The sequence below is a fragment of the Sphingomonas sp. FW306-05-A genome, from assembly GCF_058782275.1.
On record NZ_JBYSXN010000004.1, the window covers coordinates 1 to 23507 of the forward strand.

At 63.8% G+C, this 23507-nt stretch carries 17 protein-coding genes and 1 pseudogene; 10 read left to right on the forward strand and 8 right to left on the reverse strand.

Features of this window, described 5'->3' with window-relative positions:
• Window positions 1-256 precede the first annotated feature (256 nt).
• Window positions 257-2509, reverse strand: coding sequence for an AAA family ATPase (locus AC3WJR_RS17970; RefSeq protein WP_492726720.1), 2253 nt, complete (start codon window positions 2507-2509; stop codon window positions 257-259).
• Window positions 2510-2625: 116 nt separating this feature from the next.
• On the opposite strand from AC3WJR_RS17970, the gene AC3WJR_RS17975 reads away from it, so the two are divergent.
• Complete coding sequence (locus AC3WJR_RS17975; protein WP_492726722.1) at window positions 2626-2892, forward strand: sigma 54-interacting transcriptional regulator; 267 nt, start codon at window positions 2626-2628, stop codon at window positions 2890-2892.
• Between the two features lie 130 nt (window positions 2893-3022).
• On the opposite strand, the gene AC3WJR_RS17980 is transcribed toward AC3WJR_RS17975, so the two are convergent.
• Window positions 3023-3853 (reverse strand): 23S rRNA (adenine(2030)-N(6))-methyltransferase RlmJ, encoded by an 831-nt coding sequence (locus tag AC3WJR_RS17980; RefSeq protein ID WP_492726723.1) that lies wholly within the window; start codon window positions 3851-3853, stop codon window positions 3023-3025.
• Window positions 3854-4083: 230 nt separating this feature from the next.
• Window positions 4084-5058, reverse strand: coding sequence for an AraC family transcriptional regulator (locus tag AC3WJR_RS17985; protein WP_492726725.1), 975 nt, complete (start codon window positions 5056-5058; stop codon window positions 4084-4086).
• A 51-nt stretch (window positions 5059-5109) separates the two neighbouring features.
• Here AC3WJR_RS17985 and AC3WJR_RS17990 point away from each other — a divergent pair, with 51 nt between their 5' ends.
• The gene (locus AC3WJR_RS17990) at window positions 5110-5838 is read left to right on the forward strand and encodes an SDR family oxidoreductase (protein ID WP_492726726.1); all 729 of its coding nucleotides are present in this window, start codon (window positions 5110-5112) and stop codon (window positions 5836-5838) included.
• Between the two features lie 311 nt (window positions 5839-6149).
• Here the strand turns inward: AC3WJR_RS17990 and AC3WJR_RS17995 are convergent.
• Window positions 6150-6368, reverse strand: a pseudogene (locus AC3WJR_RS17995) (molybdopterin cofactor-binding domain-containing protein); the annotation flags it as partial.
• 349 nt (window positions 6369-6717) lie between these two features.
• Entirely contained in the window at window positions 6718-8460 is a 1743-nt protein-coding gene (locus tag AC3WJR_RS18000) for a pectate lyase-like domain-containing protein (RefSeq protein WP_492726728.1), read from the reverse strand.
• Between the two features lie 183 nt (window positions 8461-8643).
• Between AC3WJR_RS18000 and AC3WJR_RS18005 the strand changes: the two genes are divergently transcribed.
• Both AC3WJR_RS18005 and AC3WJR_RS18010 read left to right on the forward strand, forming a co-directional pair.
• Window positions 8644-9441, forward strand: coding sequence for a glycoside hydrolase family 16 protein (locus tag AC3WJR_RS18005; RefSeq protein WP_492726729.1), 798 nt, complete (start codon window positions 8644-8646; stop codon window positions 9439-9441).
• The gene (locus tag AC3WJR_RS18010) at window positions 9438-10115 is read left to right on the forward strand and encodes a DUF6445 family protein (RefSeq protein WP_492726731.1); all 678 of its coding nucleotides are present in this window, start codon (window positions 9438-9440) and stop codon (window positions 10113-10115) included. The genes AC3WJR_RS18005 and AC3WJR_RS18010 overlap by 4 nt, the downstream gene beginning before the upstream one ends.
• A 10-nt stretch (window positions 10116-10125) precedes the next feature.
• Here the strand turns inward: AC3WJR_RS18010 and AC3WJR_RS18015 are convergent, their stop codons facing one another.
• On the reverse strand, window positions 10126-12378 hold the full coding sequence (locus AC3WJR_RS18015; RefSeq protein WP_492726732.1) for a beta-glucosidase: 2253 nt from the start codon (window positions 12376-12378) through the stop codon (window positions 10126-10128).
• 219 nt (window positions 12379-12597) lie between these two features.
• Between AC3WJR_RS18015 and AC3WJR_RS18020 the strand changes: the two genes are divergently transcribed.
• The 6 genes from AC3WJR_RS18020 (at window position 12598) to AC3WJR_RS18045 (ending at window position 21581) form a co-directional block, all read left to right on the forward strand.
• Window positions 12598-15687: a TonB-dependent receptor gene (locus AC3WJR_RS18020; RefSeq protein WP_492726734.1), complete on the forward strand. Its 3090-nt coding sequence runs from the start codon at window positions 12598-12600 to the stop codon at window positions 15685-15687.
• Between the two features lie 109 nt (window positions 15688-15796).
• A complete protein-coding gene (locus AC3WJR_RS18025) occupies window positions 15797-17308 on the forward strand; it encodes a tryptophan halogenase family protein (protein ID WP_492726735.1) in 1512 nt (503 codons plus the stop codon).
• Window positions 17308-18030 (forward strand): SapC family protein, encoded by a 723-nt coding sequence (locus AC3WJR_RS18030; RefSeq protein ID WP_492726737.1) that lies wholly within the window; start codon window positions 17308-17310, stop codon window positions 18028-18030. Before AC3WJR_RS18025 ends, AC3WJR_RS18030 begins: the two co-directional genes overlap by 1 nt.
• A complete protein-coding gene (locus AC3WJR_RS18035; protein WP_492726739.1) occupies window positions 18023-19054 on the forward strand; it encodes a cupin-like domain-containing protein in 1032 nt (343 codons plus the stop codon). The genes AC3WJR_RS18030 and AC3WJR_RS18035 overlap by 8 nt, the downstream gene beginning before the upstream one ends.
• The gene (locus AC3WJR_RS18040; protein WP_492726740.1) at window positions 19051-20529 is read left to right on the forward strand and encodes a tryptophan halogenase family protein; all 1479 of its coding nucleotides are present in this window, start codon (window positions 19051-19053) and stop codon (window positions 20527-20529) included. The genes AC3WJR_RS18035 and AC3WJR_RS18040 overlap by 4 nt, the downstream gene beginning before the upstream one ends.
• Window positions 20530-20534: 5 nt before the next feature.
• Window positions 20535-21581, forward strand: a complete 1047-nt coding sequence (locus AC3WJR_RS18045) for a LacI family DNA-binding transcriptional regulator (RefSeq protein WP_492726742.1) — start codon at window positions 20535-20537, stop codon at window positions 21579-21581.
• Between the two features lie 360 nt (window positions 21582-21941).
• Here AC3WJR_RS18045 and AC3WJR_RS18050 read toward each other — a convergent pair whose 3' ends face one another.
• Together AC3WJR_RS18050 and AC3WJR_RS18055 are read right to left on the reverse strand one after the other, a co-directional pair.
• Entirely contained in the window at window positions 21942-22394 is a 453-nt protein-coding gene (locus AC3WJR_RS18050) for a nuclear transport factor 2 family protein (protein ID WP_492726743.1), read from the reverse strand.
• Between the two features lie 204 nt (window positions 22395-22598).
• Window positions 22599-23084: a BLUF domain-containing protein gene (locus AC3WJR_RS18055; protein WP_492726744.1), complete on the reverse strand. Its 486-nt coding sequence runs from the start codon at window positions 23082-23084 to the stop codon at window positions 22599-22601.
• Window positions 23085-23507 lie beyond the last annotated feature (423 nt).

A 23507-nucleotide genomic window follows, 5' to 3' on the forward strand; every position in this document is an offset into this window, starting at 1 on the left:
TGAAACGACCCATCCGACGTCTCCAGATGACGCCGACAAGCATAGCATATCAGGACGTTTTCACACAGCCTCGGTGGATTGCCGCCCGTCCGAGTTCGGATGGCAATCGGCGTAAGCGGACGTTCGTTCAGCTACGGCTCGCCGATTAATTCGAAGGCGGGGCTCGAGACCGCGGCTTCGCCTGCAGAACTTGGGCGGGGTGATGTGTCGGACGAAAGCCGGGGCCGTCAAGCGGGCGAAGGTGGCGCGTGGGGGTCTAGGCCTCCGCCAGCGCCTTCAGGCCGCTGTAGTGAAGTGGTGCGACCGCCTCGATCATCTCAAGCAGGTAGTTCGTGTTCTTCTGGGTTTCCGCCACGAGGGCCGGGTCGAACGACTTGCCGGTGTGGTGCGAGAGATCGTTGGCAAACTTGTAGATTGCCGTCTTCTTGTGCGGGTCGAAGTCGGTCTCCTCGAGCTTCCGGTGCAGGCTCCGGTTGGAGGGCACGTGGAAGTCGAGGAACGTCTCCAGTACCTTACGGGCTATGTTCGGGACGTGGTAGCAGCCGAGGATCGTCCCGTCCGACTTGAAGGTTTGCAGCACTTTGAACAGGTAGTGGTATTCGGTCGCGTGGTCGATGAGTAACCGGTCGAGTCGCGCGAGGCGTGCGGAACGGCCCTCCTCCGTTTCGGAGCATAGGACCATCGTGAAAGTCTTCTCCGCTCTGGGTCCTGGAATGTTCTGGAGCCAGTTGATGACCAGTCTGAGAAACTCGAAGTTATGGGTGAGGATGAAGAGCTGCTTGGCACCCTGTGTCCTGTTCTTCAGGAACGAGAAGGCTTGGTAGATCGCCGAGGCGTCGAGGCTAGAGATCGGGTCGTCAATGATTACCACTCCCTCGGAGATGTCGAAGTCGCGGTCCTTCAGCTGCACCAGGAAGTATAGGAACGCAATCGCGGTCTTCTCACCCTCGCTGAGGCGCCTCGCCGGCCTGCCTCGTCGCATGACATGGTAGCCGTCCACGCCTGAGTCGAACCGTAGATCGGTCCTGCCCAGGAATTGACAAAGATCCCTCGTCAGGTTCTCTCCGCCCTTGTGCTCGTTCGAGACCTGCGCCTGCTTCGCCGCGATGGAGGCGTCCAGCGCCGCGATACTGCGCACGTCCGGCAGGCCCTCGCCACCGTTCCGCAGCAGTGCGATCTCGACCGCGGCGGCGACTATCCGTTCGGCGCGCTCATCAGCCTGCCCCTTGATCGAACGCAGGTAGTGCGCCTCGATCGCGTCGCGCGAAGTATTGCGCGCGCTGTCGAAGCCGGCGGTCTTCTCATTATGGCGGTCGATGATTGCGTTAAGGTCTTTTAAGGACTGCGCCAGCCTAGCCGTATCGCTGGACGCCTTGGCCTCGTATGATCGGGTGCGGTTAGCCAGCTTGCTCGTAAGCGTGGCGTCAACCACGCCCAGTTGGGCCTTGAGCTCAATGAGCGCGGCGTCGAGTTCTTTTGTCGCTGCGTCGTAGCTTTCACGTAGTTCGGAATAAAGGGCGAGGCGGTCCGGCGCGATGATCCGGTTCAGGCCCTCGATTGCCGCCGACAACCGGTCGCGCTCGCGCTCGATGCGCGCCTTCAGTCGTTGGTCCTCCGCGCTGAAGTGGTCCGCCAAAGCTGCGAGCCGTTCAGCGGGCATCGGTCGCGCGCAGAATTCGCAGGTGTCCGAGGAGTGCCGGCCGTGCAGGGAGATGCCTTGCTCGACCCAGCTCGCGATGTCGGGCTTCCCCAGCAGGCGTTCCAGGACGTTCGACTGCGCGGACTCGGCCGCCAGGTCACACGCGCGCCGCGCAGCGCCTCGCGCTACGGCGATGGCGCTCTCTGGTTCGTCAACGTCGAGCCGGACGCTCGGCTCCTGGATTCGGCCGATCGACGGTATCATGTCCTGATGGACGGTGGTGTGGTGGAGGGCGAGCTCGTCGTCGGAGAGCCGCTCGCCCCCGGTAAGGTTCCGGAAGGCGCCCTCCGCGTCAGGCTTGCGGTAGCTGCGGAGGGTCGCCCCGCTCGTCGCCTCGCCGATCGTCTTCGCGATGCCCGAGAACAAGCGCCCGCGCTCGATCTCCAGCTTTGCGACCGATGCGTTCAACTCCGCGATGCGCCTGAGGCGGGCGTCCCGCGTGTCGATCTCTGACTTGATCTCCTCCGCGACCAGCTTGTTCTCCTCGCCCAAAATGAGAATGTGACGCAGCGGCCCGTCCAGAAGGCCGATGTTCGCCTCGATGAAGTCGCTGTTGAACGACCGCACCTTGCGCCCATACTGGGTTCCGCGCGCCAACGCGCCCGATTGGCTTTCGATCGTGAACTCTAGGTCAGGGTGATCCGCGTGCTCGCCCGCCTCAAGGCAGGCGAGCAGACGCGAAAGCGTCGTCTTGCCCGAGCCGTTCTCGCCATAGATCACGTTGTATCGGTTCAGGTCGGGGACGTCAGGGCTGCGCGAATAGTCACCGAAGACCCCGAAGTTCTTGATCCTTCGTATCTGTGTGAGCACCGGCCCGCCTCCCCTAGCCTTGATTAGCATGGCAGGTTTCAGACGAACAGAGCGTGATGTCCGGTCGTCGACGCGCTTCCAGCGACAGCCCGCCTCACAGCTAGCGCCAAGCAAGGTTGCGGCGCTCGCAACTCCTGCCGGTCGGCTCCGACAAAGAATCGGAGAGCGACTTCCAGCTCATCGCAGGCATCAACCGAGACTTGGGCGAGGCCGTCGCGCAGGGCAGGTTTCGCGATGGCCTCTACGCGCAACGAGACAGCGTCCCGCTCTTCCGGCGCGGCAGCCAAGTGCTCGCCCTTGTCCTACACGCAGGTCGCTTGCGTGTTAGCTTGGGTGAGCTTCAGCTTCGCTGTCGTCACTGCGATCACGGATCCGTGCCTTAGCGTCGGCTGCAGCCGCGGCAGTCTGCTGGTCAGGGACACCAGCATCGTTCCTCTCGGATATCAACGCTGCGAGACGGCAATCGGGTACGGCGAAGGATCTGAATGGCTGGATCCGGAGCGAGGCTTATCCTTACTCGTCTAACCACTCAGCTGTGATCTCGCCTCTGTGCCCTTTCGGCGCCAGTGCGACGCGGAGGGCTTCCAGCAGGAGCGGTAGCCCTTGCGTGAAGGCGTAAGGCGGATTGACGATAAAGAGGCCTGCGCCGTTATAGATGCCGGGCTGATCAGCGTCATACAACCAATGCTCCACCGACATGAATTTCGGGATGCTGAGCTTACGTAAGTTGTCCTTCCACCGCTGGTGCGTCGCGCGGTCTTTCAGCGGATACCAGATCACCGTCACGCCATGTGCCCATTTCCGGTGCGCCGCGGCAAGGGTGGCGGTGATGCGGTCGCGTTCGTCAGTCTGCTCGTATGGCGGATCGACCACCACCACGCCGCGAGCCGTACGGGTCGGAAGCAACGCCAGCCAAAGCTCGTAGGCATCGCGTTCGTGCACGGCAGCAGACGTGCCGCGCATCGCGCCGCGGAGGGCACGGACGTCCTCGGGATGCTTTTCATTGAGCATCAGCAGGTCCTGCGGGCGTAAAAGCTGCGCCAGGAACTGCGGAGAGCCGGGGTAGAGGTGTGGCTCTGCCCCGACATTCACCGCTTGTATGGCGGCGCGATAGCTGTCCAGCAGGGGATCGGTGTCGGCAAAGGCCCGCAACACGCCGTGCGCGGCTTCGCCGGTGCGCTGGGCCTGCTCGCCGCCAAGATCGTAAAGCCCGCAGCCGGCATGGGTGTCAATCAGGGTCAGTGCGCCCGGCTTTTGCTGCAAGGCCCTGACAAGGGTGATGAGCAGGCTGTGCTTCACGACATCAGCGCTGTTACCGGCATGGAAGGAGTGGCGATAATTCACTGGAACTCAGAACCCTGGCAACTACACAACTCTTTAAATTGGCCCGGTGATGGGAGCAGCCTAGTCATCGTGAGCCTATATCGGTTGGCGGTGACCAAGTCCTATAGTGCATACCGCCGTAGGATAGGCGGCCTCCTAGTTTCAGCCGCATGCCTCCAGCGCGTGAACGAGCGACCGCTTTCGGGACCGCCACATCTGTCGCTGAGCGGCCGATTGTGGGTCTTCACCGATTAGGCCGCCCGTGCGCTATAGCCAGTGATGCTCGGCATCCCACCCTTGACGTCACGCGAGGGAGGCAGGCCGAACAGACGGACATATTCCCGGCTGAACTGCGACGCGCTTTCATAGCCGACGGCATACGCAGCGGCAGCGACGTCTCGACCTGCAACGATCAGCCGACGAGCTTCCTGAAGCCGCAGGCTCTTCTGATATTGTAGTGGGCTCATCGCGGTGGCTGTGCGGAAATGGCGATGGAACGAGGCAGGGCTCATGCCAGCCTCTTCGGCCAGTGACTCGCTGCGGATCGGCTGATCGTAGCGATCGCGGATCATCGCGATCGCGCGGCGCACCTGCGAGAGGCGGCTGTCTGCACGTGCAATCTGACGCACGATCGATCCCTGGGGCCCTTGCACCAATCGATAGAGGATTTCCCGCTCGTAAAGTGGTGCCAGCGCGGCAACGTCCTCCGGTCGTTCCAGTAGGCGAAGAAGGCGCAGCCAGGCATCGAGCAGATCGGGTGTAACCGGATTGACGGCAAAGGCCGGCTCGGGGGAGGGCGGCTCCGCCTCGACGTCCGTCAGCACCGAGGCCAGTCGCTCGCTGTCGAGGTCGAGGCTGACCGCGAGATAGCGTTCGTCCGGCAGATCCAGCTTGACGCAGCCCGAGGCCGGCAGCTCGACGGTCGCGATGAAGTAGCTCGCCGGGTCATAGCGAAGGCGTCGGTCGCCTATCGCGATCTCCTTCGCGCCGCTGATGATCAGCGCCATCATCGGCTGGTAGACGCCTGAAACCGGCTGCGGCGCGGCGCCATCCTTGTAGAGTGCGACGCGTGGCAGGACGCTGGGCTGGTAGCGACCGGCGGCATGTCGGTCTACGATGGTGCACAGGCTCGCCAAATTCTCGTCCATGCCGCCAACCTGAGCGACTCCGTCGTCGAAGACAAGGTGACTGATCGGATCAGGCAAATTCTCGCGCGGATCGCGCATGCCGGACGCCAGGGGCATCCCATTTGACGAGCCTCTTTTGGAGGAATGCGCATGACGGACAAGCGAAACGCCCTGGTGACAGGAGCGAACAAGGGTATTGGACTGGAGATCGCTCGAGGGCTCGGGAAGCTCGGTTACGCGGTCTGGCTGGGCAGCCGCGACGAGCAGCGTGGTGAAGCGGCGGCGGACGCGCTTCGTCAAGAGGGTCTTGATGTCCGCTTGCTGCTGATCGACGTCGCAGACGACGCCAGCGTCGTAGCGGCCGCAGAAGTGCTGAAAACTGAAGTGGGCAAGCTGGATGCGCTCGTCAACAATGCCGGGATATCGACTGGTTGGGTGGCGCCGAGTGAGGATAAGGTCTCGGACGTGCGCGCGATCTATGAGGTGAACGTATTTGGCGCGATAAGAACGACACAGACTTTACTGCCGTTGCTGAAAGCCTCTGACGCTCCGCGGATTGTCATGATGTCCAGCAGCTTGGGCTCGCTGGCATGGGCGTCTGACTTCGAGGCGCCGATGGCAGACCAAGCGAACCTACTCGGCTACAATAGCTCCAAGTCGGCTCTGAACGCCGTGACAGTGGCGTTTGCCAAGGAGTTGGCGCCCCTCGGCTTCAAGGTGAATGCCGCCTGTCCCGGATACACGGCAACCGACTTGAACCAGCACAGTGGCCCTCGCACCCCGGAGCAGGGTGCCGCGATCGCTGTCCGACTGACCACGCTGGCCGATGACGGCCCGACGGGTGGTTTCTATGAAGATGCGGGCGTGGTCGCCTGGTAGCCACTCCGCGGGCGGGCGCTTGTTCGTGCGAATGAACGACCGTCCGCTTTTGGCTGTCCTCCAAAGGCGCTCGAACGGCCGCAATTGGGTCGATGCGGAAAAATACGCAGCGTTACTCGTGTCTGCTAACCTTACTTTTCAGTGTTATTTGTGGGCTGCTAATCCGTTTTCCCGTAGCATGAAATATCGCGTTACCTATTGTTAGTGCCACCCCAACCACGCCAATCTTACCGACGCTCTTACCGCCTAAAGTTGCGGCCTTCAGATCGGGGTGCCAATCGAGATCGCTTGCATGTCAGGGACGTCGGCGTTCACTGGCACCGCGTAATCTGAAAGAAATTGGCATTGACGGTGCGTCCGTCACGATGATCAATCAGTCCTTCTTCGAGAAGGGTCTGTCCGAGGCCCATGATCATACCGTCGAACCACTGGCCTTCGGCGAGCTTGGGATTAAAGATCCGGCCACTGTCGAACGCTGACACAATCCGCTTCGCGCGGATCGTGCCGAAATTCTCGTCAACACTCACCTCTACGAACTGCGCGCATCAGGCACAGGCGGATACGCCACCCTCGGTCGCTCCCTTCAACTGCGCGGGGCTGCGGTCAGCAGCCTTCTTAATATCTTCGGTAACATCCGCGGCAAACGTGTTGCCCTCGATTGCGAGCTTTACCTTGCCGACCGCCTTGAAAAGGTGACCGATCGCCAGACTTCTGCCGGGACGGCGGGTCGGGCGTATCGCTCTTGCGGAGTAAGTCAGACCGCCGACCATCGCTGTCGCGAGCGGCGAGCGGGGGGGGCGTTCGGTGCCAGCGCCATCAGCGCATCGCGCGTTCTTCGCGGCGCGCGTGACAGCACCACCGAACGGTGCGTACAGAACGTTACCCAGGAAAGCTGCGTAAGGTTTCGCGAATACTGCCAAGTTTCGCAGCGCGCCCCGACGCGTTAACCGGGTGCGAGATCGTGCCCTTGCCCCCGCCAAGCGAAATCGTCGTGACGTTGTTGACGCGGACGCCGGACGTCTCGGGCACCTCGACCGCGCTAGCGAGCACGATCGACGGATCCGCGGTGAAATTTGCGTATACCCCGAAACCTATCGCTTTATGACGGCGGACATGATCCGCAACCTTGTACGCCGCCCAACCGCGATCCGAACCTGCGCGCCATGCGCGTTGGCTTGGGGGATCGTAGGGAAGCTCGTTCTGATAAAAGAAGGTGCGGCCGTCCTCCCCGTTCCAAACGGTCTGCCAGCCCTGGAAGTGTTCGACGAACAGGCCGTAGCACGTGACGGCATCACCATTGACGACGAGGCCATGTGTCCCCCGGCTCTCGTTCCAGCCGACATGAACCTGACCGTGCTCGTGATCGCCATGATCCGCCCGCCAGATCCATAGATGGTCCCCAACGACGTTGTGGCTGTTGATTTCCAGGCACGTCCCGACGTTGCCGATGGCCGCCCCGCCGACGCGGAAGAATACGTCGGCGAAGAGCGTCGGATCGGCACCGTGATCGCGGGCGGCACCGCGCGGACCGACCTCCACAAGCACGGGGGAGGGGCGGAGCCCCGCGTCGATCAGCAGACCTGCGACGGACACGCCCGGTACGTCGGCGATCGTCAACGCCGCATTCCCATCCACACTGAGCAACGTCGCCAGACCGATTCCAAGCACCACCGTGCCGGGGCGACTGACGCGGATCGGTTCGCGCAGGGGGTATATGCCGGGCGTCAGCAACAGGTGACGGCCATCCGCCAGTGCCCGGTTGATCACGGCAATCGAGGTGGTCGGATCGGCGATCAGGAAGGTTTCCAGCGGTAGGTCGCGCCCGGCTTGCTTCTCCCGCCACGAGACACCGCTTGCGTCCCGCCGCAATCCGGGCACGAAGACCCCCCATTCGCCATCCGGTTGCACATGGAGGAAGGGTTTTTCGCGAATTACCGGCACTGTCGGCAGCGTGGTATAGGGTGGCTCGGGGAAGCTGTCCGGGGGTGCCCCCGCGACACCCATGAACATCATGTTCCAGTTGGAACCCTGCCATCCGCCAAGTCGCGACGTGCGGGTGAACCATTGCTGCTGGGTCCCGGAGCGGACGGTGCCTTCGATCAGGCAATCGGCCATGAATCCGCCACTCGACCAGCCGCCGTCGTCGAGCGCGAGGTCCCCGGCGAGGTGGACACGCCGATATGGCGCGGCCTGGGACACCGCCCAGCGATCCGCCCGATCGGGTGGTCGCACCGCCATGTTCTCAACCGAACGCCAGAAGTTCACCAGCGCCATGCCCTTCGCCCAATCCGCCTCGGCATGGACGTGGCCAGTGACGGTCACCGCATCGGGCGTCAGACCGAGACCGGCGACCTGCGTAAAGAAACCGACGTTGATATCGAGCCGGTGCGTGCCCGGCTTCAGCAGCACGGCGTAGCGGCGATCGGTAAAGTGCGCGCTCTCCTGCTGGGCGAACCAGCCGTCGATGCGACGCTGCGCGTCGGACGCGCCGGGGTCGACGATCAGCACGTTCGGTCCAAGATCCGGATTTTGCGGCGCCTTTCGGCTTCGCGTGGTGACCGTATCGGCACCGATAGCCGCAATGCCGGCCAGCACGCTGCGCCGCGTCGTCTCTCCGGTCACCCGATGTCCTTTTCCTGCAGGATCTTAGCGTGGTCCTACGCTAGCGTATTGCGCGCATCCTTGGCTACCGCCGGGCATCCTCGATTTCGGATGGTTTTGCGCGTGCCCCGGTCCTAGAGCAGGTCGATGCCGGATCGCTCGAGACCGATCGGCCACGGATGAGGTGACCCGTTGACGATCATCGTGACCCTGCTTGCACAGGCGGTGAGCCTCGCGGCAACCAATTATACCGTGGACGTCCCGATGCGCGCGCCCGCTACGCGCCCCGAATGGGCGGATGACTTCACCCGCTCGATCGACCGGACGCGCTGGCGCTACGACACCGATCGCAACCGACAGGGCTGGCCCAACCACGAACGGCAATATTATTCCGACCGTCGCCAGAACGCCCGGATCGCGCATGGCGCACTGGTGATCGAGGCGCGGCACGAAGCGTTGCGCTCGGCACCCGACTGGGGCGGGCAGGGGTATAGTTCCGCCAAGCTCGTCAGCCGCGCGGCGCTTGGTTACGGTTTCTACGAAGTCCGCGCGAAGCTGCCCTGTGGCCGCGGGAGCTGGCCCGCGGTCTGGCTTTTGCCGCAAAACGGGACCTGGCCCGACATGGGCGAGATCGACCTGATGGAGATGGTCGGCTGGCAGCCCAACGTGGTGCATGCGACCCTCCACAGCGGCGCGTTCAATCACAAGCTCGGGACGCAACGCGGCGCTGAAAAGCGAGTGGCGAGCGCGTGTACCGCCTATCATCGCTACCAGCTCGACTGGCAGCCGCATGAAATCACGATCGGCGTCGACGGGCACGGCTATATGCGCGTTACCGACGACCAACCCGGGGGACATGCCGCCTGGCCGTTCACCGTACCGTATCAGTTGATTCTCAACCTGGCGGTGGGCGGGGACTGGGGTGGCGCGAAAGGGATCGATGATGCCGCGCTGCCGCAGCGCCTGTCGGTTGACTACGTGCGCTACTGGCGCAAATCGTGAGCGCACCATCGTTCACCGTCCACCATGTCGGGCGTGAAGCACAGCCGGTCGTCGTGATCGACGGTTTCGCCCCCGATCCCGACGCCTTGCGTGCAGCGGCGCTGGAGGCGCCATTCGGTCCGGCGCTCCAGCATTATCCGGGTGTCCGCGCAGCGTTGCCCGACTCCTATATTCCCGCGCAACGGACGGTGCTGGCGCAGGTGCTCGGACCGATGCTGGGGCGTTCCGGCGCGGTCGAGCTGGTCGACGCGAGCTTCTCGATCGTGACGACTCCGCCCGAGGCGCTCGATATCCGCCAGCGCATCCCGCATTGCGACGCGTTCGGGGCGGAGCGGATTGCGCTGGTCCATTATCTTGCGCCTGACGGCGGGGACGGGACCGCCTTCTTCCGGCATCGCTCGACCGGGTTCGAGACGATCGACGCGGAACGAGCGCCGATCTTCTTCGGTCAGCTCGATGCCGAGTTCCGCTACGGTGGCCTCCCGCCCGCGCGCTATGTCACGGGCGATACCAATCTGTTTGAGCAGACGCTTGCGGTCGAGGCGCGTTACAACCGCGCGCTCGTCTATCCGAGCTATCTGCTCCACAGCGGCGCGATCGCCCCCGATGCGGTGCTGTCGAGCGACCCGGCGCTGGGGCGGCTGACCGTCACGGCGTTCCTGTCGGTCGGCTGAGGACGAGCCGTCAGGGCTTCATCGTCGTCGCCGAGACCGTCGCGGTCGATACCAGCGCACGGTCGCGCGCGTCGTGCGCGAGCGCGACACGGTAGCGCCCGCCCGCCACGCGCCACCCCGGCAAGGCCGTGTCATACTCCGCGAGAATGCGCGACTCGGCCACCAGCGTGACGCGAGTCGTTTCGCCGGGCTTGAGCATCACCCGCCGGAATGCGGCAAGCCGCATCGGGACTGTCGCGCCGTCGCGATTGACGTACATCTGCGGCACGTCGGCCCCGGCGACCCGCCCGGTGTTGACCACGTCAAAGCTGATGCTGAGCGTAGCACCGCCCTTTACCACCGGGTTGCGATAGGCGAACTGTGAATAGCTGAGGCCGTAGCCGAACGGGAACAGCGGCTTTGCGTTGGTCTTCTCGTACCAGCGATACCCGACGTCAGCGCCCTCGACATAGTCGACCGGGAAGCTCGCCAGTTGATGCTCGCTCGCATGGCCCGGGTCCGCGGCAGCCTGCGCGTCGGCGGCGCTGAGCTTGTCGAGCCCGACGGGCGCCGCACGGGGTGCCTCGCTGGCACTGGCGGGGAAGGTGATCGGCAGACGGCCCGACGGATTGACCCGCCCGGTCAGGATATTGGCGATCGCCGGTCCGCCGCGCTGGCCCGGATACCACGCCTGTACGACCGCGGGCACCGCCGAGAGCCACGGCATCAGCACAGGGCCACCCGTTTCCATCACCGCGATCGTCTTCGGCTGGGCCGCCGCCACCGCGGCGATCACAGCGTCCTGCCGATCGGGGAGCGACAGATCGGGGGCGTCCTGCGCCTCGGTCGTCCATTGCGTCGCGAAGACGATTGCGACGTCCGCGGCTTTGGCAGCCGCGGCGGCGGCGGCCGGATCGCGACCGTCGATCCAGGTCACCTGCGCCTGCGGCATCGCCGCGCGAATCGCGAGCAGCGGGGAGGAGGCATGCCACGTCACCCGCGCGAACGACGACGCGGCACCACTGGTGAGCGGGATCTCGACCGGCGCGCCACCGACCGAACGCACTTGGCTCGATCCGCCGCCCGACAGGACGCCGACATCCGCCCGGCCCCCGATGAGCACGACGCGCTTCGCGGTGCGCGCGAGCGGCAGGAGGTTGCCGTCATTCTTGAGCAGGACGATCCCGGCTTCGGCGGCGCGCTGCGCGACTTCGGCATGGGCTTCGTACGGGATTAGCTGCGCGACGCTGGCGGGCGTGTCATAGGCACCGGTCTCGATCAGGCCGGTCAGATAGCGCGTCACCATGTCGTCAAGCCGTGCCATCGGCACGCGACCAGCGGCAATGTCGGCCTTGAGCGCGTCGGCGAAGTAGATCGCGTGATCGAGTTCCTGCCCCGATTCCTGGTCGAGCCCTGCGTTCGCCGCCTTGGCGGTCGAATGGACGGCGCCCCAGTCGCTCATTACCCAGCCGCGATAACCCCAGTCGCGCTTGAGAATATCGGTGAGGAGATGCTTGTTCTCACATGCCCAGTCGCCGTTAACCTTGTTGTACGCGCACATCACCGAGCCCGGCTTGCCCGTCTCGATCGCGATCTCGAACGCGAGCAGATCGCTCATCCGCAGCGCCGCCTCGCCGATCCGCGCATCGATCACGGTCCGCCCAGTCTCCTGCGCGTTGAGCGCCATGTGCTTGACCGTCGAGACGATCCGGTTCGACTGGACGCCGGCAATATGCGCCCCCGCCAGGGTCCCCGCGAGCAGCGGATCCTCGCCGAGATATTCGAAGTTGCGCCCGTTCCACGGATCACGCGTCAGGTTGACGCCGCCCGCAAGCAGGACGTTGAACCGTTTCGCGCGCGCCTCCGCGCCGATCATCGCGCCGCCGGCGCGCGCGATCGCGGGATCGAACGTCGCAGCGGTCGCGAGGCTCGACGGCAAGGCGGTCGCGACATCGCCCTTGCGCTGTTCGACCTGATTGGCGACGCCGAGCGACGCATCGCTCTCGCGGACGAGCGGGACACCCAGATGCGGGATGCCGTCGATATGGCCGGCGGACGGGATCAGTTCGTTGGGGGTCTTGCCCTTTGCCATCGGCGGGAACAACCCGTGGACGAGCGCGATCTTCTCGTCGAGCGTCATCCGCGCGACGATCGCCGCGGCGCGTGTACGCGCGTCCTGCACCGAAGCCCGGGGTTTCGAATCGCGTGCCATTACCGGGTAGGTTGCGCCCGCGCCGCACAGCAGCGAGGCTCCCAGTAGCCAGACGTGAATCTTCCTTGCCATCCCGAAATGCTCCCCTGGTCTCGCGACCATGTCCTTGCCCCGCGGTCTCCCCGCCGGGCGGTGCTGCCGCTGGTGTTGCGCGTAAACAGCATATTCCGAGAACGTTCACAACCGGGCGATTTCAGAGTGTTGCTGGCTTGACAATCGCTTCGTCGCAGATCAGGTGAACGTTCTCAAGCAAGAGGGCGCAGGGGTTACAGCGCCACGTTTACAGGGAGGATGACGATGGGGGGCTTCAGCACTCGTTTGGCTACGCGACTCGCACTTGGCGCGTCGATGCTTGCGCTCGCAAGCTATCCGATGATGGCTTCGGCACAGGACACCTCCTCGACGATGGGCAACACCGGCCCCTCGACGATCCAGGACCAGCCAAGCACGCCCGCGACCACGCAGAGCACCGCAGTGGCGGACGGCACCGCGGCCGCAGACGGGACGCAGGCTCCCGGCGATATCGTCGTCACCGGCATTCGCGCCAGTCTCCGCAACTCGATCAACCTGAAGCGCGACGCGCAGGGTATCGTCGATGCGATCTCGGCAGAGGACATCGGCAAGTTCCCCGACACCAACCTGGCAGAATCGCTCCAGCGCATCACCGGCGTGTCGATCGACCGGTCGAACGGCGAAGGCCAGTTCGTCACGGTTCGCGGCTTTGGCCCGGAATATAACCTCGTCACACTCAACGGCCGCCAGCTCGCGACGTCGACGATCGGTGACGGCAACAGCGCGCCGGTCTCGCGCTCGTTCGATTTTGCCAATTTGGCATCCGAAGGCGTCGCCGCGCTCGAAGTCTACAAGTCGGGCCGTGCAAGCATTCCATCGGGCGGCATCGGGTCGACCATCAACATTCGGACTCCGCGTCCGTTCGACAAGCCTGGGATCCGTGGCTCACTGTCTGCGCGTGGCGTCGTCGACACGTCGCAGAACGGCGGCAAGGACGTCACCCCCGAAGTCTCGGGCATCTTTTCCGATACGTTCGCGGACGATCGGATCGGCGTGCTGATCCTCGGCTCATTCCAGGAGCGCCATTTCAGCGCGAACTCGGCGAATATCGGTTTCCGCGACGGGTATCTCGGTGCGGAGAACAACTGGGGCTCGCTCGCCCAACCTGGGGACGCGCGCTACGCCAACATCACGAACCGCCCCGGCGCGACCGATGTCTATCAGGTGCCGCAGAACGGCGGCTATGACGTCGTCAACGGCAAGCGTCAGCGCATCAATGGGCAGGCTGTCCTGCAGTTCAAGCCGACTGACACGCTGACCGCGACGTTCGATTACACCTATTCGCGCAACACGGTCGACATCCGCGATAACAGCGTCGGCATCTGGTATAACCACAACGACACGTCGAGCTCATGGACCAACGGTCCGGTCGCAGGGCCGGTGTTCTACACCGAGCGGTTCCAGGCGGCGGAGACCAAGGATCTCGCTTATTCCGCCTCGCAAACTTCGGCGCGCAGCGAGAACAAGGCGATCGGCGGCAACCTGACGTGGAAGGGCCCCGGCGGCGTCACCGTCGTGCTCGACGTCAACCATTCGACCGCGGAATCGAAGCCGAACAGCCCGTATGGCAACAGCAACTCGGTCGGCACCGCGGTGTTCGGCATTCAGAACCAGACGATCAACTTCGACAACCGGCTCCCTGTCATCTCGTACAACATGTTCGGTGGCATCGATCCTTTCAATGCCGCCAACATCGTCCCGACCGGCAACGCGTTCCGCAATTCCTACTTCCGCGACGAGATCAACCAGATCCAGCTGAAGGGGCATTACGAACATGACAACGGTCTGCTCGACAGCCTTGACTGGGGCGTCCAGTACACTCAGAACAAAGTGCGCTCGGCCTATAGCGTGCTGCAGAACGACACGTGGGGCGGGACCGGCGGCGACAGCGCGGCGCAGCGTGCGGCGGCGGCGGCGCTGCTGCCCGACAACCTGTTCAACCTCGTCAGCATCCCCGACAAGTTCTCTGGCATCAGCGGCTCGAACGCGACCGACATCGTCAAGTCGTTTTATTCTTTTAACCTGCCAAGCGTAGTCACCTTACTCGATCAGGCGTACAAGATCTGTGGCGGCAACGGGCAGTGCTTGCTCCCGTACACCACGGACTCGCGCGTGACCGAAAAGACGATCGCGCCGTATCTGCAGGTCAACGGCAAGTTCGAGGTGATGTCGGTCCCCGGGCACATCATCGGTGGCGTGCGCTACGAAACGACCGACGTCAGCGCGTCCGCGCTGGTGCCGACCCCGTCGGGTGCGCGGCAGAATTCTCAGAACGAGTTCAACATCCTGTTCACCGGCAGCGGGTTCACACGGTTCAAGGGCAGCTACCAGAACTGGCTGCCGTCGGTCGACTTCGACATCGAGCCAACTAGTACGGTCAAGCTGCGCGCCTCGTACAGCCACACGATAACGCGCGCGGATTACGGCAGCCTTCAGGGCGGTCGCCGACTCGATACGCTGTTCCGCATCGGCGGCGGCACCGGTTCGGTCGGCAATCCCAACCTGATCCCTTACAAGTCGAAGAACATCGATCTGTCGGCGGAATGGTATTACAGCAAAGAGAGCTACATATCGGTCGGCTATTTCCACAAGAATGTGTCGAACTACATCAGCAGCACCGTGGTGAACCAGACGATCCCCGGGGTCACCTCGCCGACAACGACCTTCAACGGGGTGACGCAGAACGGGCCACGCTATCAGGCGGCGCTCAATGCCCTAGGCACCAACGCAACATTCGGGCAGATTCGTGACTATATCGGCGCCAATTATCCAGGTGGCGTGGTCAACGGGACAATCGTCGCGCAGTCCAATGATCCGCTGGCCAACTTCGTCGTACAGACGCCGTTCAACAGCGATCAGACGGCGAACGTCAACGGCTTCGAATTCGCGATCCAGCACTCCTTCTGGCACACCGGGTTCGGCACGATCCTCAACTACACGATCGTGAACGGCAACCGGAACTACAACAACCGGCTGCCGTCGAGCGTGTCGCAGTTCGCTATCACCGGCCTTTCGGACAGTGCCAACGCGGTACTGTTCTACGACAAGAACGGCCTACAGGCCCGCGCTGCGTATAACTGGCGCAAGGGGTATCTGTCCGGAACGGGCGTCAACCCGTTCTACGTCAATACCTATGGCCAGCTTGACGTCAGCGCGAGCTATGCGCTGACCAAGAACATCTCGGTGTTCGTCGAGGGGATCAACGTCAACAGCGAGGATCGCAGCGGTCATCTCCGGTCCGAACGCAACATCAACTTCGTCACTAAGCAGGATCCCCGCTACTCGGCGGGTGCGCGGATCTCGTTCTAAACCTTGCGGAGACCATCCACGCGCGGCGTGGGTGGTCTTTTCGCCCGGCTGAGGGCACAAGGCTATCGAACAGGGCTTGGATACGGGCCACGCAACAGGACGGGCCACAGTGGATACGGCCATCACGAAGATCGTCATCGTCGGCGGCGGGACCGCGAGCTGGCTTGCCGCCTGCCGGATCGCCGCCGCGGCGCATCCCGCCGCCGATCCAATTACCGTCACACTCGTCGAATCCCCCGATGTCCCGACGAACGGCGTTGGCGAGGGCACGTGGCCGACAATGCGCGCCACGCTGGAGCGGATCGGGATCGGCGAGGCCGACTTCCTGCTCGCCTGCGATGCGTCGTTCAAGCACGGCTCGCGCTTCCGCGGCTGGGCGAGCGGTGCGCCCGACGATGTCTATTTCCTCCCCTTCAGGCCCCCGGTCGAGTCCGATCCCCGCACGCTCGTCGCAGCATGGCAGGCGGAAGCCGCGGGCGAGCCGTTCGCCGACGTCGTCACCCCACAGCCGCACGTCGCGCGCCAGTGTCTCGCGACCCGCCAGCGGGCAATGCCCGATTTTGCGGGGGCGCTGAGCTATGGCTATCATCTCGATGCGGGCAAGCTCGCCGCGCTGCTCCAGCGGCATGCGACCGAGAAGCTCGGCGTGCGGCATCTGCGCGACCATGTGACCGGCGTCGATCGGGCCAATGACGGCACCGTCACCGCCGTCCGCACGCGCGACAATGGCGCGGTCGCGGGTGACCTGTTCCTTGATTGCTCGGGGCATGCGGCGCTGCTCGTCGGCGACGTGCCGTTCATCGACCGGAGCGACGTGCTGTTTAACAACCGCGCGCTGGCGGTGCAGGTGCCGGTCGCGCTCGACAGCCCGATCGCCGCGCAGACCGACGCGACGGCGCATGCCGCGGGATGGATCTGGGACGTCGGCCTGCCAACCCGGCGCGGGGTCGGTTGCGTCTATTCCTCCGCGCATATGAGCGACGACGAAGCGCTGGCGACGCTGGCGGCGTATCTTGGTACGCCCGAGCCGATCGCTCCGCGCCGGTTGCGGTCCCGGTCGGGGCACCGCGCGCGATTCTGGACGGGCAATTGCCTTGCAATCGGGTTGTCGGCAGGGTTCCTCGAGGCGTCGGGGATCGTGACGGTCGAGCTGTCGCTCGATGCGCTGCTCGACGACTGGCCGACGCGCGCGACGATGCCTTTGGTCGCGGCACGGTTCAACACGCTGTTCCGCTATCGTTGGGACCGGATCGTCGAGTTCCTCAAGCTGCATTACGTGCTCAGCCGCCGAGAGGGGCGCTACTGGCAGGATCACCGCGATCCCGCGTCGATCCCGCCGCGGCTCGCCGAACTGCTCGCGCTGTGGCAGCATCGCCCGCCGTTGCGTACCGACCTGCCGATGGTGGACGAAATGTTCCCCGCCGCGAGCTATCACTATATCCTGTACGGCATGGGAGCGTCCCCGCCCGCCACGGGGCCGCTGGGTGCGGGCGCGCTGCCGTCGCTCGCGCCGATTGCGCAGCGTACGCGGAGCATGGTGGCTGCGCTGCCGCCGATACGGGCCAATCTCAACGCGTGCCGGGCGGCGCGCCAACCGATCGCTATGGAGCAGTTTTCCTGATGGCCAACCACGTCCTTCTCACCAGCGAGGAGCATCGCGCGCTGCGGATCAACCCGTCGCGCGGTGCAGATTTTGGCGATGCGGTGATGTCGTGCCTGATCGTGCCGAGCGAGTTTCGCCGCGTCCAGAACGACTATCCAATCCTGTTCCGCCTGACGCCGCAGCGCGACCGCTTCCAGGCACTCGCGATGTTCGGGTTCAAACCCGGCGAGAACCTGTTCCTCGACGGCACGCGCTGGGATGCGCGCTATCGTCCGCTCGCGCTCGAGATCCAGCCGTTCCTGATCGGCCACGCCGCGACGCCGGGCGGCGACAAGCAGATCCATCTCGACCTCGACAGCCCCCGCGTCGCGACCGGCGGGGAGGGGGTGCGCGTGTTCGACGACGTCGGCCGCGCGACGCCGTATCTCGAGCGGGTTGCCGAATTGCTCGGCGAGCTGGACATTGGCTGGCAGGCGACCGACGGGTTTTTCGCCGCGCTCAACCGGCATGAGCTACTCGAGCCGCTGACGCTCGAGATCACGCTCGACGATGGTACGACCAACCGGCTGGTCGGCTATCACGGGATCGCCGAGGAGCGGCTCCAGCAACTCGACGCGGCGGCGCTGGGGGAGCTTCACGCCGAGGGGCATCTCATGCCGGTGTTCATGGCGGTGGCGTCGCTCGCCAACGTCGCCGAGCTGATCGCGCGCAAGAGCCGTCGGGAAGCCGCGCGTGGCTGAGGCGGATCGCGGCATCTTCGCGGATCTGGCGACGGTGCCCGAGGTCCGTGTCGCGGATGCCGCCGAGCTCGATGCGCGGCTGCGCGCTGCCGACACGCCGTTCGTAGTGCGCGGGCTGGTGAAGGACTGGCCGCTGGTCGAGGCGGGGCGTCGCTCGTCGCGCGACGCGCGCGCCTATCTGCTGCGGCACCACCGCGACATGGCGTTCACTGTCGCGGTCGGCGAACAGGGCGCGGACGGTCGGTTGTTCTACGATGCGGCGATGGCGATGAACTTCCGGACGCTGCGCGCCAAGCTGCCCGACATCTTCCAGCGGATCGACTCGATCGAGGGGCGCGCGGGGGCACCGCCGGTCTATCTCGCGTCGATCGACATGCACCAGTTCTTTGATGGGCTGTACGAGGCGAACCACGTCGACCTCGGGGAGCGGACGTGTCTGGCGAGCATCTGGATCGGCACGAAGACGCGGATCGCCGCGCATAACGATTTGCCCAACAATCTGGCGTGCGTGGCGGCGGGGCGGCGACGCTTCACGCTGTTCCCGCGCGAACAGTTCCGCAATCTGCACCTGGGGCCGATCGACAATACGCCCGCGGGGCGTGCGATCAGCATGGTCGACTTCCACGCGCCCGATGCGCAGCTCCACCCGCGCTTCCCCGATGCGCTCGCGCATGCGCAGGTCGCCGAGCTCGAGGCGGGCGACGCCTTGTATATCCCGGCGATGTGGTGGCACCATGTCGAGGGGCTCGCCGACTTCAACGTGCTGGTGAATTACTGGTGGCGCGAGACGCCGCGGTGGATGGGTTCGCCGCAGGATGCGCTCAATCACGCGTTGCTCGCAATCCGCGACCTGCCGGCGGACCAGAAGCAGCATTGGCGCGACCTGTTCGACTATTACGTGTTCAACAACGAAGATGACGTGACCGCGCACATCCCCGCGGAGGGACGTAGCGTGCTCGCCCCGCTCACCCCGGAAAGCGCCGACCGCATCCGCGCGTTCCTGCTCAGGAATCTCAGCCGATGATTGCCAGCCCTCGCCGTATCATCGTTGCCGGGGGCGGCACCGCGGGGTGGATGGCGGCCGCCGCGATCGCGCGGACGATGGGCCGCACTGCCGAGGTCACGCTGATCGAGTCAGACGCGATCGGGACGGTCGGGGTCGGCGAATCGACGATCCCGCCGCTCGTTACCTACAACCGGTTGCTCGGCATCGGCGAGGCCGATTTCATGCGTGCGACGCAGGCGACCTTCAAGCTCGGCATCCTGTTCGATGGCTGGAAGGACGGCACCGACCGCTATTTTCACTCGTTCGGGATCACCGGACAGGATCATTGGTCCGCAGGCTTCCAGCATTTCTGGATGAACGGCCGCGAGCGCGGGCACGATGCGTCCTACGACGCCTATTGCCTCGAGCTTGCCGCGGCGATGGAAGGCAAGTTCGCGCATCTGCCCGACGATCGTATGAATTATGCGTATCAGCTCGATTCCTCGCTCTACGCGAAGTTTCTGCGGCGCATGGCCGAAGCCGACGGCACGCGCCGGATCGAGGGCCGTATCGCGCGCGTCGCGCTCGACGGCGAGAGCGGGGATGTCGCTGCGCTGCATCTCGAATCGGGCATTGTGGTCGAGGGCGACCTGTTCCTCGACTGCACCGGGTTCCGCGCGCTGCTGGTCGAGCAGGCGCTGCACGCCGGTTACGACGACTGGAGCCACTGGCTGCCGTGCGATTCCGCGATCGCGGTGCAGACCGAGAGCGTCGGCCCGCCCGTGCCCTATACGCGTGCGATGGCGCATGATGCGGGCTGGCAGTGGCGCATCCCGCTGCAGCATCGCACCGGCAACGGCATCGTTTACTGCAGCCGCTACCTCGACCGCGATGCTGCGCTGGAACGGCTGCTCGGCAACGTCGAGGGCGCCGTGCTGACCGAGCCGAACACTATCCGTTTCGTCACCGGCGCGCGGCGGCGGCAGTGGCACCGCAACGTCGTCGCGATCGGGCTTTCGGGCGGGTTTATGGAGCCGCTCGAATCGACCAGCATCCACCTCATTCAGCGCGCTATTCTGCGGCTGATCCGGATGATGCCGGGCGGCCCGATCTCGCCGCGCGATATCGCCGAGTTCAACGACCAGCAGTTCGCGGACATGGAACAGATCCGCGACTTCCTGATCCTCCACTACAAGGCGACCGACCGGCGGGTCTCGCCATTCTGGCGGCAATGCGCCGCAATGGACGTGCCGGAGAGCCTGGCGCAGAAGATCGCGCTGTTCCGCGAGACGGGCCGCGTGTTCCGCCGCAACGAGGAGCTGTTTGCCGAGAACAGCTGGGTGCAGGTGATGATGGGGCAGGGCATCATGCCCGCCACTTATCACCCGATTGCGGCCAAACTGCGCGACGAGGAACTCGCGAAGTTCCTCGCAAACCTGCGTGACAATGTTACGCGGACGGTCGCGGGGCTGCCGGGGCACGCTGACTACGTCGCTCATTATTGTGGGGGTTGAAGGCAGTGGCGCGCAAGCGGCAGGCCGTCACGATCAAGCATGTCGCGGCGGATGCCGGGGTGTCGCTGCAGACGGTCAGCCGTGTCATCAACAAAGAGACCGGAGTTCGGCCGGAGATGGCCGCGCGGGTCCAGAAAGCGATCGACCGGCTGGGGTATGTGCCCTCGATCGCGGCGCAACGGATGGGCGGTTCGCGTTCGTATCTCATCGTCGCGCTGAACGATCGCGAGCGGACGATCGCGGACTGGCGAGCGCGCGAGGGGACTGATTGGGTCGACCAGATGTTATTAGGCGGGATGCTGACTTGCGCGACCTATGGCTACCGGATGATCGTCGAACTGATCGATACGCATAGCGACCATATCGAGCGCGAACTGATGGGCGCAATTGCCGCCTTGCAGCCCGATGGAGTGATTCTTACTCCGCCGCATTCGGAGAACCCACTCATCATCAACCTGCTGGAGTCACACGGGATCAGTTTCGCCCGGATTGGCTCGCGGCGCGTGGGGCCGGGCTTTGCGCTGACGATGGACGACGAGCACGCGGCCTCGAGCGCGACCGAGCATCTCGTTACCTTGGGGCACCAGCGGATCGGCTTCATCGCAGGCCCCTCCGAATATCACTTGAGCTCTTGGCGTATCGAGGGGTGGCGTGCCGCGATGGCGGCGGCGGGATTCGAGGATGACCTGCTGGCGCGTGGTGATTTTAGCTACGCCTCGGGGCAGGCGGCGGCCACCACGCTCCTCGACGCGGCCGAACCGGCAACCGCGATCATTGCCAGCAACGATCAGATGGCCCTTGCAGCGCTCGAAACCTGTCGAGATCGCAAACTCGTCGTTCCGCGCGACGTATCGTTGATCAGCTTCGATAACACTCCGATCGTTCGTTTCGCGCATCCACCGCTGACCGCAATCGACCAGCCTATCGCTGATCTGGCGGTACGCGCCGTCGAACTCATCATCGCCGAACTTGCTGGTCGCGACGCTCCGCAGCAGCCGGTTATCGTTCCCGCGACGCTGGATTTGCGCCAATCGACCGCGCGGCGTTGCTAGTGTGGCTTCAACTTCCGCTACGCTGACGGTGCCGTTGGCTAGGGTCAGGACTCATTGAAGTGGCAGGCACGATCTGATTCAGGCTTTGCGAGGAGACCTGAGATGAGCGACCAGTACTGGTTGACGGACGAGCACACCAGACGGAAAGCGCTTCCCCCGCCATTGAGCTTGTCGTCCTACCGATCGTTGGTCGCCGATCCACGTCATGTTTGAACATGAACGAACGTCCGGAAGTGGGAGGTAGGGAAGGGCGAGTGAATGTCCGGCTTTGGGTCTTGTCGGCTGAGAAGCTGCCGGACAGCTAGCGTCCAATAGCGGTCGGTAACGTCTTAGCAGCTGCCGGAAAGGGGACGTGATTCCTCAGCTCGTAATTGGGGCCGCGCCTGCCTCAGCTATGCCCATGGCCTTTAGTCGAGCCAAATTCTCAGATACCGCTTGGGAATCTTCGTTGGCATCGATGGCAACGACCTTTCCCCACTTCATGTGAACGATATGCACGCCATGGTTGCGGTAGGCGAAGCCGTCAGGCGGGGTGTCCGTCGCCGACCAGCGGATGATGATGGTAGTGTCGTGTGGCAGGCCTTTTACCCAAATGTCCTCGACCGTAAGGGTTAGGTGCTCGGCTAAACGTCCGAGCCTGCCGAACCACTGACGAAGCGCCTCCCGGTCATGGCGTTCGCCGCCCAGTGCATGATTACCCCCGAATTTGTGATGGATGTCGGGTGCGCAGTCGCGAAGCAGGGCGTCGTAATCCTTATCGTTGACCCGGAGAAAGTTCTTGCGCGCAATGCGCTTAACGATGGCGTGGTACATGGACGCTCTTCCCTGCTCCAGTCTGCCCGATCAGGCTAGCTGGGAGGATGTGATCTTGCTATCTTTTCCAACCAGAAGCTGCCGTTCGGCTTCCCACCACATATCACCGTTCAACCCATTCGCGGGCGCTAATCCTGTCCGAAAGCCGACCGGCAGCTATCGGGCGGGAAAGCTGCCAGTCTGCAAGCGCCCAATTGCCGTCGTTCACGTGCGCGGCATTAAGGGCCGAGCCTGTGGTTGTGATCCGTCTATTTCAGAAGCCGTATCATTTTTTTCAGCAATCAACTTCAGAAAGTGCTGCCTGATTGACTCCGAAGTTGACGACAGTAACCGTCGCATTTTAGCGTCGTATAGATCGGCAGGGTCTGCAGCGCGCCTATGGACCATCGTCCAGTAACCAAACTCACGAAACGGTATCATCCAGTCTCTAAGGAGGCGAAGATGATGGTGGCGACTGTCCGCTCGGATGCGTGCAAAGGTGCTTGCCACGCTTTCAGGGTGGCCTTCTATCACTTGCAGGAAGTGCATTCCGTCGGACCATAGAAGACCCGTGATGCCATCTAGCGCGTTGTTGTGTCGAGACTGCTCGAGGATACCAACAAGGTCGGCTCCGTCGCCGGGAATCGTGCTGCGGCTGACGTAAAGGATCTGCTGCGTTGGAGCGACATGCGTCGCTGAGATGGGTTGCATCGCTCGCCTTTGATCGCAAGCGAGAGCTATCCCGGCTCTCGGGCGTCATCCTGCTCGCGGCATAATCGGTGACGATGTGAGAACCGTACCATGGATGTCGATAGACTGTCCTGAACTAAATTCGGGCGCGTAACGATATTTCAGTGACGCCACCGACCGCCCTTCATTCACAAACGTCCTGAGCCCAGCGTTACGTCAACGGCAGCTATTGGTGGTTAGAAGACGGTCTACTATTTGCTGAAACACAGAAATCCGACGAAGATCTGGCCCTGCAGGGGACACAGGGGTGATCATTTTGGGCAATATCACAACCTATAAGGCTGCATCCAGCGCGGATATTTGGACTGGGAAACGGTCAATTATAAGCTATCTCATTAGCCCAATTGATGAAGTTCGAACGGAGGCTGTTCATGAAAAGTAGTT

Excerpts from the sequence above, each read along its gene's own strand:
- AC3WJR_RS18020 (WP_492726734.1), top strand. The coding sequence starts at position 12,598 with ATGACGATGGGGGGCTTCAGCACTCGTTTGGCTACGCGACTCGCACTT.
- AC3WJR_RS17990 (WP_492726726.1), top strand. The coding sequence starts at position 5,110 with ATGACGGACAAGCGAAACGCCCTGGTGACAGGAGCGAACAAGGGTATT.
- AC3WJR_RS18030 (WP_492726737.1), top strand. The coding sequence starts at position 17,308 with ATGGCCAACCACGTCCTTCTCACCAGCGAGGAGCATCGCGCGCTGCGG.
- AC3WJR_RS18055 (WP_492726744.1), bottom strand. The coding sequence starts at position 23,084 with ATGCAACCCATCTCAGCGACGCATGTCGCTCCAACGCAGCAGATCCTT.
- AC3WJR_RS17985 (WP_492726725.1), bottom strand. The coding sequence starts at position 5,058 with ATGCGCGATCCGCGCGAGAATTTGCCTGATCCGATCAGTCACCTTGTC.
- AC3WJR_RS18015 (WP_492726732.1), bottom strand. The coding sequence starts at position 12,378 with ATGGCAAGGAAGATTCACGTCTGGCTACTGGGAGCCTCGCTGCTGTGC.
- AC3WJR_RS18050 (WP_492726743.1), bottom strand. The coding sequence starts at position 22,394 with ATGTACCACGCCATCGTTAAGCGCATTGCGCGCAAGAACTTTCTCCGG.
- AC3WJR_RS18040 (WP_492726740.1), top strand. The coding sequence starts at position 19,051 with ATGATTGCCAGCCCTCGCCGTATCATCGTTGCCGGGGGCGGCACCGCG.